The organism is Dactylosporangium sucinum, from assembly GCF_014647515.1.
Taxonomy (GTDB): domain Bacteria; phylum Actinomycetota; class Actinomycetes; order Mycobacteriales; family Micromonosporaceae; genus Dactylosporangium; species Dactylosporangium sucinum.
In genome coordinates, this window is record NZ_BMPI01000012.1 from 94,757 (window position 1) to 108,414 (window position 13,658).

General features: G+C 73.6%; 11 protein-coding genes. 10 read left to right on the forward strand and 1 reads right to left on the reverse strand.

Annotation, left to right across the window (positions count from 1 at the left end; genetic code table 11):
- Nucleotides 1–16: 16 nt before the first annotated feature.
- Genes IEZ31_RS14645 through IEZ31_RS14675 form a run of 7 tightly spaced genes read left to right on the forward strand, consistent with a single transcriptional unit; the run spans nucleotide 17 to nucleotide 10,276 of the window.
- Nucleotides 17–2,128, forward strand: coding sequence for a hypothetical protein (locus IEZ31_RS14645; RefSeq protein WP_190250379.1), 2,112 nt, complete (start codon nucleotides 17–19; stop codon nucleotides 2,126–2,128).
- A gap of 3 nt (nucleotides 2,129–2,131) precedes the next feature.
- Nucleotides 2,132–3,274: a glycosyltransferase gene (locus tag IEZ31_RS14650; protein ID WP_190250380.1), complete on the forward strand. Its 1,143-nt coding sequence runs from the start codon at nucleotides 2,132–2,134 to the stop codon at nucleotides 3,272–3,274.
- A complete protein-coding gene (locus IEZ31_RS14655; protein WP_190250381.1) occupies nucleotides 3,271–4,071 on the forward strand; it encodes a class I SAM-dependent methyltransferase in 801 nt (266 codons plus the stop codon). Before IEZ31_RS14650 ends, IEZ31_RS14655 begins: the two co-directional genes overlap by 4 nt.
- Complete coding sequence (locus IEZ31_RS14660; RefSeq protein ID WP_229835018.1) at nucleotides 4,068–5,021, forward strand: glycosyltransferase family 2 protein; 954 nt, start codon at nucleotides 4,068–4,070, stop codon at nucleotides 5,019–5,021. The genes IEZ31_RS14655 and IEZ31_RS14660 overlap by 4 nt, the downstream gene beginning before the upstream one ends.
- A 2-nt stretch (nucleotides 5,022–5,023) precedes the next feature.
- Entirely contained in the window at nucleotides 5,024–7,795 is a 2,772-nt protein-coding gene (locus tag IEZ31_RS14665; RefSeq protein WP_190250382.1) for a YfhO family protein, read from the forward strand.
- A complete protein-coding gene (locus IEZ31_RS14670; RefSeq protein ID WP_190250383.1) occupies nucleotides 7,788–8,774 on the forward strand; it encodes a lysylphosphatidylglycerol synthase domain-containing protein in 987 nt (328 codons plus the stop codon). The genes IEZ31_RS14665 and IEZ31_RS14670 overlap by 8 nt, the downstream gene beginning before the upstream one ends.
- Nucleotides 8,771–10,276, forward strand: coding sequence for a hypothetical protein (locus IEZ31_RS14675; RefSeq protein ID WP_190250384.1), 1,506 nt, complete (start codon nucleotides 8,771–8,773; stop codon nucleotides 10,274–10,276). Before IEZ31_RS14670 ends, IEZ31_RS14675 begins: the two co-directional genes overlap by 4 nt.
- Nucleotides 10,277–10,292: 16 nt before the next feature.
- Here IEZ31_RS14675 and IEZ31_RS14680 read toward each other — a convergent pair whose 3' ends face one another.
- Nucleotides 10,293–10,934 carry a hemerythrin domain-containing protein gene (locus IEZ31_RS14680; RefSeq protein WP_229835020.1) on the reverse strand — a complete coding sequence of 214 codons (642 nt, stop codon included), beginning with the start codon at nucleotides 10,932–10,934 and terminating at the stop codon, nucleotides 10,293–10,295.
- A gap of 95 nt (nucleotides 10,935–11,029) precedes the next feature.
- Here IEZ31_RS14680 and IEZ31_RS14685 point away from each other — a divergent pair, with 95 nt between their 5' ends.
- The 3 genes from IEZ31_RS14685 to IEZ31_RS14695 all read left to right on the forward strand — a co-directional run bounded on the left by IEZ31_RS14685 (nucleotide 11,030) and on the right by IEZ31_RS14695 (nucleotide 13,210).
- Nucleotides 11,030–11,470 carry a MarR family winged helix-turn-helix transcriptional regulator gene (locus IEZ31_RS14685; protein WP_190250386.1) on the forward strand — a complete coding sequence of 147 codons (441 nt, stop codon included), beginning with the start codon at nucleotides 11,030–11,032 and terminating at the stop codon, nucleotides 11,468–11,470.
- A 563-nt stretch (nucleotides 11,471–12,033) separates the two neighbouring features.
- On the forward strand, nucleotides 12,034–12,264 hold the full coding sequence (locus IEZ31_RS14690) for a hypothetical protein (RefSeq protein WP_190250387.1): 231 nt from the start codon (nucleotides 12,034–12,036) through the stop codon (nucleotides 12,262–12,264).
- Between the two features lie 139 nt (nucleotides 12,265–12,403).
- Nucleotides 12,404–13,210 (forward strand): SAM-dependent methyltransferase, encoded by an 807-nt coding sequence (locus IEZ31_RS14695; protein ID WP_190250388.1) that lies wholly within the window; start codon nucleotides 12,404–12,406, stop codon nucleotides 13,208–13,210.
- Nucleotides 13,211–13,658 lie beyond the last annotated feature (448 nt).

The window sequence follows — 13,658 nt, forward strand, 5'->3', positions numbered from 1 at the left end:
TCGGATGCGAGGCACGGTGACTGCGCACTGCAGGCCCGAGCACGTGCCCGGCCCCGCCACCGTCGCCGACCGGGCCGGTCCGGGCCGGCAACCGAGGCTGCAGCGACTCGCCGCCCGCGAGGATCTGGCCGGTCGGGTACTGCTGGTCGCCTCGGTGCTGCCGGTGCTGCTGGCGATCGCGTGGCTGGTGGTGGCGGTGCCGTTGGCGGCGGTCGGCGGCTTCCACGCCTGGCTCGTCCTGCCGCTCGCCGGCGCGACCGCGGTACTGCTGCTGCGGTGGGCCATGCCACGGCTGCGTGCGGTTCCGGTTCGTCCGGCACCGTGGTGGTCGGTGGTCGCCACGGCCGCCGTCGCGGTGGGCTTCGCGATCCTGGCGGCCGCGACCCACAGCGAGCAGGCGGTGCTGCACCGCGACGCCGGCACCTACGCCCAGGTCGGGCTGTGGCTGAGCGGACACCCGGGACTGACCACGCCGATTCCCGCCGACGCGTTCGGGTCGGCCGCCAACGCGGTCACCTTCGCCCATCCAGGCTTCTTCGTGCAGGACGGGCTGATCGTGCCGCAGTTCATGACCGGGTGGCCGACGATGCTGGCGGCCGCCTTCTGGCTGGACGGCTGGCCGGGCATGTTCGTGCTGCCCGCCGTCGTCGGCGGTGCGGCGGTCTTCGCGGTCGCCGGTCTGGCGGCGCGGCTGTGCGGGGCGCGGTGGGCGGCACCGGCGGCGCTGTTGCTGGCCTTGGCGTGGCCGATGCTGCGGGTGAGCCAGACGACGTACTCGGAGCCGCTCGCCTGCCTGATGCTGGCCGGCGGCATCAGCCTGCTGATCGACGGCTGGTCGGTGGCCGCCGGTCGGACGCGGTCGCGCACGGACGCGTCGGTGCGCCGCGACGCCGGTGTGCTGCTCGGCCTGGCCGGGCTGGTGCTGTCCGGCGGGGAGCTGGTGCGGCTCGACATGGGCGTGGACTTCGCGCTGGTCGTGCCGGTGATCGGGTGGTGGTTCCTGCGGCGGCGGGCCGGGGCGGCGGCGTTCGTCGCCGGCGCCGTCGTGGGCGGAGGGCTCGGGTTCCTCGACGCCCGGTTCGTCACCTGGCCCTACCTCCAGGTGAACTGGGTCTCGGTGCGGCTGATGGTGCTGCTGCTCGTCGCGGCGACCGCCGGCACCCTGATCACGGTCGTGGCGCTGCGGTGGCGGGGCGGTGCCGCGCGGCCGGCCCGGCGGCGTTCGATCGCCGTCGCGGCGGCCGTGGCGGTGGCGGTGGCGGTCGCCGGCGTCCTGCTGGCGGCCCGGCCGCTGCTGTACGTCGACCGGTCGATCACCGCCGCCGGGACGATCGACTACGTGGCGTCGCACCAGCTGCGGCTCGGGCTGCCGGTCGACGGCACCCGGGGCTACGCGGAGCAGAGCCTGTCGTGGGTGTCGTGGTACGTGGGCTGGCCGGCGCTGGTGCTCGCATGGTTCGGAGCCATGGCCGCCGCGGCCGGCGTGGCCCGCGGCCGGGACTGGCGGCTCCTGCCGGTGCTGCTGGTGTACGGCGGATCCGGCGTCGCGACGCTGCTGCGCCCGGCGATCACGCCGGACCATCCGTGGGCGGACCGGCGACTGGTCGTGGAAGTACTGCCGGCGGTGGTGCTGTTCGCGGTGTTCGCCCTGGCCCGGGCGGCGCGGGCCGGCCGCTCGGCCGCGACCCGGCGGGTGTTGCGGTGGACGCCGCTGCTGCTGGTGGCGGCGGTCGTGCCGGGTGCCCTCGTGACGGCGCAGCTCGCCCCGCTGCGCACCGAGATGGGCGAACCGGCCGCCGCGGCCGCGGTGTGCCGGGCGTTGCGGCCGACCGACTCGGTGATTCTCATGGACACCCAGTGGGCGCCGACGGTGCGCAACCAGTGCGGTGTACCGGTGGCCGCGCTGGACGACCCGACCGTCGAGCGGATCGCGACGGCCGTCGCCGGGGTCCGGGCGGCCGGCCGGGATCCGGTGCTCATGTCGTCGTCGACGCTGACGCTGCTGCCCTACGGGTTGCCGCTGGACAAGGTCGTGTACCTGGACACGCAGGAGGACCAGCACCAGTTGGTGCGGCGGCCGGACGGAACCGACCCGCGACGGTTGGAGTGCTGGATTGTTCGGGCGTGACGCATGAAGGTTGATCGACGGATCGTGTTCTTCGGCACCTACGACAGCGGTGCGCATCCACGGGTGCTCGTGCTCGCACAGGGGCTGCGGTCCCGCGGCGCCGAGGTCGTGGAGTGCAACGCACCGCTGCGCATCAGCACCGCCGAGCGGATCGCCGCCGTTCGCCGGCCGTGGCGGTTGCCGCTGCTCGCGGCGCGGGTCGCCCGGCAGTGGTGGCGCCTGCTGCGGATGGTGCGGCGCATGGACCCGGCGGAGCGGGCCGCGACCGATGCCGTGGTCGTCGGCTACCTCGGCCTGCTGGACGTGCACCTGGCCCGGATGCTCTTCCGGCGGACGCCGATCGTCCTGGACCACATGACCGGCGCGGCCGAGACCGCGGCCGACCGTCGCCTCGGGGGTGGGGTCCGGCAGCGCCTGCTGCGGGCCGCCGACCGCGCGGCCTGGTCCCGCGCGGACGTCGTGGTCGTCGACACCGACGAGCAGCGCGTCTCGCTGCCGCCCGACGTGCGGGAGCGCGGCGTCGTGTGCGCCGTCGGCGCACCGGATGCGTGGTTCGACGCGGCCGCCCGGGCCGACGCGCCCGGCGAACGGCCGCTGCGGGTGGTGTTCTTCGGCCTGTACACGCCGCTGCAGGGCGCGCCCACGATCGGCGCGGCCGCCGCGCTGCTGGCCGACCGCCCGGTTTCGTTCACCCTGATCGGGCACGGCCAGGACGAGGAGGCCACCCGGCGCGCCGCCGCCGGCGCGGCCGTGCGCTGGCTGCCGTGGGTCTCCCCCGACGAGCTGCCGCGGGTCGTGGCGGATCACGACGTTTGCCTCGGCATCTTCGGTACCACCAGCAAAGCGCACCGGGTGGTGCCGAACAAGGTGTTCCAGGGCGCGGCCGCGGGGTGCGCGATCGTCACCGCCGACACCGGGCCGCAGCGCCGCGCGCTCGCCGGGGCGGGGCTGCTGGTCCCGCCGGGCGACGCCGCCGCCCTCGCCGGGGCGCTCGAGCGGCTGGCCGCCGACCGCGACGAGCTGGTCCGGCTGCGGCAGGAGGCCCGGTCCATGGCCCAGCGACGCTTCACCGCTCACGAGGTCGTGCTGCCGCTCTGGCAGCGGCTGGACACGCTCGCCGTCGACGGAACGGGGCAACCCACATGAGCACAGCGATGGACCGCATCGCGCCGCTGTCCCCCAACGCCTGGCTGCGGCTGGACGTCGTGGCCAGGATGTTCCCGGCCGGCGCCGCCGACGTGCTGGAGATCGGCTGCGGCCAGGGCGGCTTCGGCGCCCGTCTCGCACAGCGCTGCGACTACGTCGGCGTCGAGCCGGACCTGTCCTCCTTCCGGGTGGCCGAGCAGCGGCTGCGCATGGCGGGCGCCGGCCGGGTCGTCAACACGCGGCTGGACGGGCTGCCGGCCGCCCTGTTCGACGTCGTCTGCGCATTCGAGGTACTGGAGCATCTCGACGACGACGCGGAGGCGGTCCGAGCGTGGCGCGACCGGCTCCGGCCGGGCGGATGGCTCCTGCTGTCCGTGCCGGCCTACCAGCACCGGTACGGGCCCGCGGACGAACTCGTCGGCCACGTGCGCCGGTACGACCCGGCGGCGCTCCACGCGCTGCTGACCGACGCCGGCCTGGTCGACGTGGACGTCCGCCACTACGGCATGCCGCTCGGCTACCTGCTGGAGACCGGCCGCAACCTGCTGGCCAGCCGGCGACTGGCCGGCGTGCGGGGCACGTCGGGCCACGAGCGGTCGGCGGCGTCGGGGCGGCTGTTGCAGCCGTCGGCGCGGCTGCGTGGCCTGCTGCATCGCTGGGGAACCGCGCCGTTCCGCTGGATGCAGCGCGCCGCACCCGGGACCGGTCCTGGCCTGGTGGCCAGGGCACGCCTGCCACACCCAAACGACGACGAGCCGACGCGGAGCGGCTCAACGACGGAGGTTGACCCCCGATGAACGACGTCACCATGTACCCGCGGGCCGACGCGGCCGCCGGCACCACCGGCGGCCAGTCCGAGGCGCCCCACGTCACGGTCGTGCTGCCGTGCTTCAACGAGGAGACGCACGTCCACGCGGAGCTCCAGCGCATCTGCGCGGCGCTGGACGCCAGCGCATACCGCTACGAGATCCTGGCGATCGACGACGCGTCCACCGACAGGACGCTGGAGATCCTCCGGCAGGCGGAGCCCACGCTGCCGAACGTGCGGGTCATCGCGCTGCACCGCAACGGCGGCGCCGGCACCGTCCGGCGGATCGGCACCCGGATGGCCCGCGGCGAGGTCGTGGTGTGGACCGACGCGGACATGTCCTACCCCAACGAGCGCATCCCCGAGATGGTCGACCTGCTCTACGCCGACCCCGGCATCGACCAGGTCGTCGGCGCCCGCACCTCCGAGCAGGGCAGCCACCGGCTGCTGCGGATCCCGGCGAAGTGGGCCATTCGCAAGATCGCCGAGTGGCTCGTCGGGCAGCCGATCCCGGACCTCAACTCCGGACTGCGGGCGTTCCGTCGCCGCGTCGCGGAGCCGTACCTGCAGCTGCTGCCGCCCGGCTTCTCGTGCGTCACCACGATCACCCTCGCGTTCCTGTCCAACCGGCACGGCATCACCTACGTGCCGATCGACTACGCCAAGCGAGCGGGCAAGTCGAAGTTCCGCTTCGTCACCGACGCCTACCGCTACCTGTTGCAGGTCGTGCGGATGGTGATGTACTTCAACCCGCTCAAGGCGCTCATGCCGATCGCGTTGACGTTGCTGGCCCTCGGCGCCGCGAAGAGCGTCTTCGACATCGCCGTGCACCCGGTCCGGGTGGCGACGAACACCATCATGGTCGTCATGACCGGGCTGATCATCGGCTCGATGGCGCTGCTCGCCGACCTCATCGTGCGGTCGCGGCCCGGAGCGTAACCATGTCACGGCACCCGACCGCCGGGCGCTCCCTTTCCACTGTCGCCGTGGTGGCGGTGGTGTTGTTCGCGTTGTGGGGGCTGGCCGGCCCCCTCAGCGGGCGCACGGTGCTGGCGCCGACGGACGAGATGGTCTCGGGCAGCCCGTACGCGGCGGCCGGGACGCCGCGCGAGCCGGTGGACAACGCCTGGCTCGACGACATCTACACCGCCCAGCTGCCGAACGCCATGCTGTTCAAGCACGCTCTCGACCGGGGCGACATCGCCGGCTGGAACCCGTACGAGGCGGGCGGGACGCCGCTGGCCGCGGTGCCGAACACCGCGCTGTTCTCGCCGCTGTCGTTGCCGTACTACCTGCTGCCGACGTGGCTGGCACCGGCATACGAGGAACTGCTCGAGATCGCCTGCGCGGTCGGCGGCGGCTTCCTGCTGTTGCGCCGGTGGCAGCTGAGCCGGGCCGCGGCGCTCTGCGGCGGGCTGATGTTCGCCACCAGCGCCTTCATGCTCGTCTGGCTCGACTTCCCGCAGACGCAGGTGGCCGCCTTCATCCCGGCGACGTTCTGGACCGTCGAGCGGTTCCTGCAGCTGCGCCGGGCGCGTGACGCGGCGCTGATCGCGGTGCCGGTGGCGGCGATGCTGCTGGGTGGCTTCCCCGCGGTGACCGGATACACGCTGCTCACCGCCGGCGCCTACGCGCTGGCCCGGGTGGCGGCGGAGCACTCCGAAGGGCTGCGGACCGCGGTCGTGCGTCTCGCGGGCGCCGCCGGCGGTGTCCTGGCCGGGGTCGGGCTCGCCGCGTTCCAACTGCTGCCGTTCGTCGGGTTCTACCGGTCCTGGTACATCGAGGGCCGGGCACAGACGCCGGGCCAGCACCTCGACCCCGCCGCCCTCGTCACCGCGGTCGCCCCGTTCGCGCTCGGCACGGCCGATCCGGACCGGCAGCAGTTCCTGCTCGACCAGAACATCGTCGAGTCGCTGTGCTACACGGGTGCCGCGACCCTCGTGCTTGCCGTGGCGGCGCTCGGACTGGCCCGGGCGGGCCGGGTCGGCCTTCCCCGGGGCGTCTGGGCCTTCCTCGTCGCCGGCGTCCTGCTCTGGGGCGTGCTGATCTTCGCCGGCGGGCCGCTGCTGGCGATGCTGCAGCACGCGCCGGGCGTCGGCGGCCTGTTCGCCGGCAACTTCATCGGCCGGGCCCGCAGCATCTTCGGCTTCCTGCTCGCCGCGCTCGGCGCGGTCGGCTTCGAGCTCCTGCTGACGAGCCGCTCGCCGGCGGCCGGGCGCCGCCGCCGGTGGCTGACACCGGCGGCGGTGTGGCTGCTCGCCGCGGCCGGGGCTGTCGCCGTGGTCTGGCGGGGCCGGCAGATCGCCGGCGCTCATGCCGCCGTCGACGGCTACGACCGGGCCGTCATCGTGGGCGGTGTGCTGGTCGGCTGCGCCGTCCTGTGCGCCGTCGTGGCCCGCAGCCGGCGGTGGCGTCGAGTCGCCGGGCCGGTGGCCGCGGGCGCGCTGCTCCTGCAGATCGGCGGCCAGGCCGGCTGGTTCGTGCACGAGTACTGGCCCCACTCGTCGCGGGCCACGTTCTACCCGGTCACCGACACCCACCAGTACCTGGCCGACGGCCTGGGCCACGAACGGTTCGCCGCCGGCGGCGACGCCCTCATCATGGGCACCGGCACCGCGTACCGCCTGCGCTCCCTCAACGGCCACGCGTTCCTGCAGCGCTCGTTCGCCGAACTGCTCGCCGCCGCACCCGGCACCGCGGTGCCGTCGCCGACCTACGTCACGTTCGACGCTGACGTGGCGCAGGCGACCAGCACGATCCTGGACCGTCTCGGGGTCAGGTACTTCGTCACCGCGCCGTCGGCCGTGATCTTCGGATCGTCCGCCGCGCAGCCGCTCCCGGACAGCACGATGACCCTCGAACCGGACCGTCCGGTCAGCGTCGCCGCGGCGCTGTCCGGCAGCATCCGCGGCATCGGCATCATCCCGGCCGAGACCTCCTCGGCCGGGCCCGACGCCCGCCTGCGGATCACGGTCCGCGACGGGTCGGGTGCGACCGTCGCCGACACGACCTACCCCGTCCCCGACCTGACCGCGGGACAGCCCTGGCTGCTGCCGGTCGCGGAGTTCGAACCGGGTGGACCGGCGACGGTCACGCTGGCCCTCAGCGGGACAGCCGCCGTCCAGGTGCAGGCCGACGCCGGGTCGGTCACCATCCCGACCGTCGCCGCCGACGACGACGGGCTGCGGCTGGCCTACGCCGGCTCGACCGTCATCTACGAGCGCCACCGCGCCCTGCCGCGAATCCGCTGGGCCGGCAGCTCGGTCGTCGAACAGTCCCCGGACCGCCGGCTGGACATGCTCGCGACCGGCGCGGTCGACGCGCGAACCGTGCTGCTGTCGGGACCGGCTGCCCCGTCGGGCGGGGGCAGCGCCGGGCTGCGGATCGACGCCGACGACAACGACGTCGTCGACGTCGCCGTGTCCGCCGAGACCAGCGGCTATCTCGTCGTCGCGGATGCCGACCAGACCGGCTGGACCGCGACCGTCGACGGGCGGCGCGTCCCGCTGCTGCCCGCCGACCACGGCGTCGTCGCCGTCGCCGTGCCCGCCGGCGAGCACCGGGTCGCGCTGACGTTCTCCGCCCCGCACGGCAGGCTCGGCGGTTGGTTGAGCGCGGCGACCGCGGCGCTGCTCGTCGTGGTGTGGATCGGCGTACCGCCCTGGCGCCGCCGCTCGGGTGCGCCCCCGCCGATAGGCTCCGATCGTGCCTGAGCCTGCCCGATCAGCCGACACGCCGCGATGGGTCGTCCTCGCCCGGCGGCTGCAGAGCTTCCTCGCGCACCGGTGGACCCGGCGGACCTTCCTCGCCGCCACGATCGCCGGGGGCCTCTACGCCCTCGTGGTACAGCGAACGGCGTTGGCGACGTCCCTGGGTGAGGTCCGCGCCGGCGCCCTGCTGGGCGCGGCCGGGCTCGTGGTCGTCGGACTGATCGCCACCATGCAGGTGTGGCGGGTCCTGCTGGCGGGTCTGGGCGCGCCACTGGGGCCGCTGCCCGCGGCGCAGACCTTCTTCGTCGGGCAGCTCGCCAAGTACCTTCCCGGGTCCATGTGGTCGGTGCTGGCCCAGATGGAGCTCGCCCGGGCGCATCAGGTGCCGCGCAGCCGTACCGCGACCGCGGCCGCGCTCACGATGGCGGTGTCACTCGGTGCCGGGCTGCTCACGGCGGTGGTGGTGCTGCCGTTCGCCAGTGACCGGGTCGGCAGCCGGTCCTGGTGGCTCCTGCTCGGCCTGCCGCTCCTGGCCGTGCTGCTGCATCCGAGGCTGGTCAACCGGGTCGTCGGCGGCGCGCTGCGGCTGGCTCGCCGTCCGCCGTTGCCGGAGCCGCTGTCCAGCCGGACGATCATCGCCGCGGTGGGATGGGCCGTGCTGTCCTGGGTATTGCTCGGCGCGCACGTCGCGGCGCTGGGCTGGCCACTGGGTGCCGACACGGTCCGCGCCGCGCTCGTGTCGACCGGCGGGTTCGCCCTGGCCTGGTGCCTCGGATTTCTGATGCTGGTGGCACCGGCCGGGGTCGGTGTTCGAGAGGTACTGCTGGTGGCCCTGCTCGGGACGCAGCTCACCGTCGGGCAGGCGACGGCGGTGACCGTGCTGTCCCGGGCCTTGATGACGGCCGCGGACCTCGCGCTGGCCGCGGCGGCGGCGACGGCCGCGTACCTCGCTCGCCGTCCGGCGCGGAGGACCTCCGGGTGAGACCGGACGGACCGCTGCGCGCAGCTGACGGGTCCGCGATGCTCGCGCTGGCGGTCCTGGTCGTGCTGGTACACCCGATCGCGCCACTGCTGCGCGAGCCGTACTGGCTGGACGAGTCGTGGGTGGCGCTGGCCACCAAGGCCCCGCTCGCCGACCTCCCGGTGGTCACCTCATCGACCCCGGTCGGCTGGACGTTCCTGGTCTGGCTGCTGCCGCCGGCCGGGCAGGTGCAGCGCCTCGTGCCCTGGCTGTTCCTGGCCGTCTCGGCCGGCCTCGGCTACGGCCTCGGCCGCCTGCTCGACTGGCCCCGCCGGAGCACCGGCGTCGTCGCCGGGCTGTGCGCGGCGGCGGCCGTCGCGCTGCTGCCGGCGCAGCAGTTGCGCCACGACCTGAAGCAGTACACCGCCGACGCCGCGGTCGCGCTGGCGCTGGTGCTCCTGCTCGCCTGGGCGGAGCGGTCGTGGTCGCTGCGACGGCTCGTCGCGGTCGGCGCCGGGGCCGTGCTCGGCATGCTGCTCAGCCACCCGGCCGCGCTCGTCGGCGCCGTCGTCCTGGCGGCGATGCTCGGCGCCGCCGCGTGGTCACGGCAGCGCGCCCGGCTGGTCCGCGCCACCGCGGTCGCGGGGCTCGCCGGACTCGGCATGGCGACGATCTACCTGACCGTCGACCGGGCGAACCGCAACGACCACCTGATCGACTACTGGGACGGCTACTTCCCGGCCGGCGCGGAGCTACCGCAGTACCTGCACCGCCGGCTGGAGGAGCTGCAGCCGGCGCTGGGCCTGCCGTGGCCGGTCTTCGTCCTGCTCGCCGGCGCCGGCGTGGTCACCGTCGCGTGGCGGCGCCGCCCGGCGACCGCCGCGGCGGTGGCGCTGCTGCCCGCCGTCGCCGTGGCCGGCGGCGTCACCCGGTCCTACCCGCTGCTGGACCTGCGCACCTCGCACTTCCTGCTGGTCCTCGCAGCGGCGATCGCCGGCGTCGGGCTGGTCGGCGTGGCCGGCCTCCTGACCGGCCGGCTGCGCCGCTCGCCGGCCGTGCTGGTGGCCGTCGTCGCGGTGGCGGCGGCCGGGTACGGGCTGGCGAACCGGGCGACGCGGATCACCGGCCCGGACGAGGACGTTCGAGCGCAGGTCACGTACGTGGCCGGCCACCACCGGCCCGGCGACCTCATTCTCGTCAACATGTCCGGCCAGTACGGCTTCGCCTACTACTGGCCGGCGAACCGGCCCGAGTTCGTCCGCGGCGGAGTCCAGGCCACCGGCTGGTACGTGCGGTACCGGCCGGAGGACCGGATCATCGTGGCGGCGGATCGCGACCACACCGCCGTCGCCGCGGCACTGGACGAGGCACGCCGGCTGGCCGGTCCCGGCGGCCGGGTCTGGCTGGTGCGAAGCCACGTCCAGCCGGCCGAAGCGGCGGTGTGGCGCGATGCGCTCGCCGGTTGGCACACGGACCTGGTCGCCGTCGGTCCGGAGCCGGTCGCGCTCATCGCGCCCGGCTAGGCGGTCGGCTGCGGGCTCACCCCCACAGCCGCAGGCGCTCGAACTCGACCTTCCACTCGTCGTGGTACGCCGCGCGGATCGGCTCCGGCATGCCGGCGAGGATCCGCGCGGCCCGGTCCGGCGCCAGCCCGTCGAGGATCCACGGCAGGTACCGCCGGGCGTCGTCGCCGACGCGCCGGGCGTGCTCGGCGCCGAAGCGGCCCCACTGCTCCTGCGTGAGCGTGGCGTCGAGCAGGGCCAGGGTCTCCCGCTCCTCGTGGCGCAGATGTGCGGACAGGCCGGTGTACAGCGCGTCGGTCAGCTCGCCGAGCCGCGCCGGGCCGGTGTCGCGGTCGGCGAGCGCCGCGTCGATCGCGTCGAGCAGCGGGTCGATCCCGGCGTGTTCGGCCTCCATGGCGGCCAGCAGCGCGAGTCCGTCGGAGTCCGCGACGTCGCCGTCGGCGCGCTCGGTCAGCACGGCCGTCGCCACCGGCCACACCAGCGCGTCCTCGGCGGTGTGGTGCACGGTGAGGTACCGCTTGAACAGCTCCCACCCGACGGCGGTGCGCAGCACGTGCGCCGGGTCGTCGTCGGTGCGGGCGGTGACCTTGGTGATGCGCTGCAGCTCGCGGCCGAGCGCGTCGTGGAACAGGTACATCATCGTCATGTCGAGTGCCACTGCCGAACTCCAAACCGTTGGCCAGGCGAACATTCGGTCGTCCAACGATAAGCCCTGAATCGTTGGTCGAGCAAACGTTTCGTTAAGCTGATCACATGGACGACCCGATCCGGATGAGCGACTTCCCGAGCTGGCTGCTCGGGCAGGCCGCCGCGCACGCCTACCGGCTGGTCAGCGAGCGGCTCGACGCCTTCGGCGCGCGCGGCTACCACTTCCGGCTGCTCGTCACGCTCGTCGAGCACGGCCCGGCCAGCCAGGCGACGCTCGGCCGGAACACCGGGATCCACGTCAGCGACATCGTCGCCGCACTCAACGAGCTCGCGGCGGACGGGTTCATCGAGCGCTCCCCCGACCCGGACGACCGGCGCCGCAACGTCATCACGATCACCACGGCCGGGCGGCGTCACCTGGACCGGCTCAACCACGCGGTGGCGCAGGCACAGCAGGCGCTGCTCGCACCGCTCACCACCGCCGAGCGCGAGCAGTTCACCAGCCTCCTGCGGCGGGTGCTCGACGACCAACAGCACGGGGCGTGAGGGCTGCCGGATCGCGGCGGGCGCTCCGCCGAGCTGTGGTCGCGGCGGTCCGGCGGCCTCCTCGGCACGGCGGACCGAAACGGCGCACAAGCGTGAAACCAGCCCGCGGCATCTACACTTGCCGTACGCCGGCGCAGCGCTACAGCTTCACAGAGCGAAACGGAGTAACTGCGATGGCGAAGTCAGGGATCCCCTGGAAGCGACCTGCGCTGCTCGGGCTCCTGGTCGCTTTCACGGCCGTCCGGGTGCCAGACGTGCTGGCGGAGGGCACCTGGCGATCCTGGGTGGTCGTCCCGGTTTTCGTCGTAGCGGTGTGGCTCTTCGGCAGCAGCGTGTCGGGGGCGGTCCGCCGCGGGCGCGACGCACGCCGGCAATCGCGCTTCGAGGCGGGAGATTGACTCGTCGGCGAGGTCGACGTGCGCCATGCACCCCCCGCGCCCTCGGCGCCGCTCGCCCCGGACGAACCCGGGCCGCCGCCGGCGCCGGCATCCGCCGGAAAGCGACGTTCTGGACACTTGGGTATGGGCACATAGCCCAACGCGAGGAATGCTCGTTGAGCGTGCATGGCGCTCGTGCGTGTCTTCCAGGAACGGGATTACCGGTACGGGGTTGGCATCCTCAGGATGCGGGTCGAGCGGGTGCATTGGGCGAGCCCGGAGGTGTACGAGGGTGAGCGTTGGTACATCATCGAGGGCGTCCAGCTCAACACGACCGGCGCCGACGTCGCGCCGAGGCAGGTGGCGGTGAGGGGCCGGATGCTGCGAATCGAGCCCCCGGGAGCCTCGGTGGCCTGAGGCCTGTTGCACGACTGGGGCCGGGCACGGGAACGTCGTGCGCGCGACGGCGAAACACGGCGTCTGCCGTGTCCATACGAGATCCGGGCGGCCGTCACGGTGGTCAGTCGCGGCGACCGCCGGGGAGGAAGGTAGAGCGTTGGCGGAATGGTTCTCCCACGATGTGGACATCACAATACCCAATGCGGCACGGGCCTACGATTATGCGCTCGGCGGCTTCCACAATTTCGACGTCGACCGGAAGTTTGTCGAGGAAGCGGCGCGCGCGTGGCCCGATGTCATCGAACTTGCGCACGCCAACCGGGAGTATCTCGGTCGGGTGGTGCGGTGGCTGGTGGACGCGGGTGTGCGGCAGTTCCTCGATCTCGGGTCCGGGATTCCGACGCTCGGCAACGTGCACGAGGTCGCGCACGAGGCGGCACCGGCGGCGAGGGTCGCGTATGTCGACATCGATCCGGTCGCGGTGGCGCACGGCCGGCGAATCATGGGCGACGACCCGCGGGTGGTGACCGTGCGTGCCGATCTGCGGGATCCCGAGAGCATCGTCAGTCACCCCGAGATCCTCGGCATCCTGGACTTTGCGGAACCGGTTGCCGTGCTGATGGTCGCGGTGCTGCATTTCGTCGAGGAGGACCACAATCCACCGCGCATCATCCGGCAGTTCTCCGACGCGCTGGTTTCGGGAAGCTTCCTGGCGATCTCCCACGGCGTTCCGGCCGTCGAGGACGCGGCAGGTCAGGCAGCGGTCAGCCGCATGTATCGACGCACCCCGACGGCGTTTCGGGCCCGGCCGGTCGAACAGATCGCGACGTGGCTCGACGATTGGGACGTTATGTCGCCCGGAATCGTGCCCGTCAATCTCTGGCGTCCCGAACAGGAGGAACACGATGGCCGGCCGGTGGACGCCGTCGGTGCGGTGGCCCGCAAGCAGGCGGCGCGCGACTGAGCGCACGGCCCGCACCGCGTCCCGCGCGATTGACCGACAGGCCACCTCTTCGGGCCTTTTCGATGTCCCCTGGAAGGGTGACCGCGGGAGGTCGGAGCGCGGTATAACGGCATACTGGTTCCGCGGAGTACGCGTTGGTTGCCGGAGTGGGCGAAGCAGCGGTATCGGTCAATCCTCGGGTCGGCAGCTCGGGACAGCCGGGAGCGACGTGTGATGCGCCGTGCCCGGCCAGGCATGGACGGGTCTCAAGAAGATGCCAGCAGTTCCACCACCAGATCCATCAGATCCAGCAGATCCACCCGGCGCAACCGGCGAGTCGACGCCGTGGCCGCGACGAGAGATCGGGGCGGCCGCCGCGTTCGCGCGGGTATGGGACGACGCGCTTCCCCGCACGGGGCCTGTGGCGGGCGGCAGGGATCGGCGCCGCCGCGTCCTGCACGAGCTCACC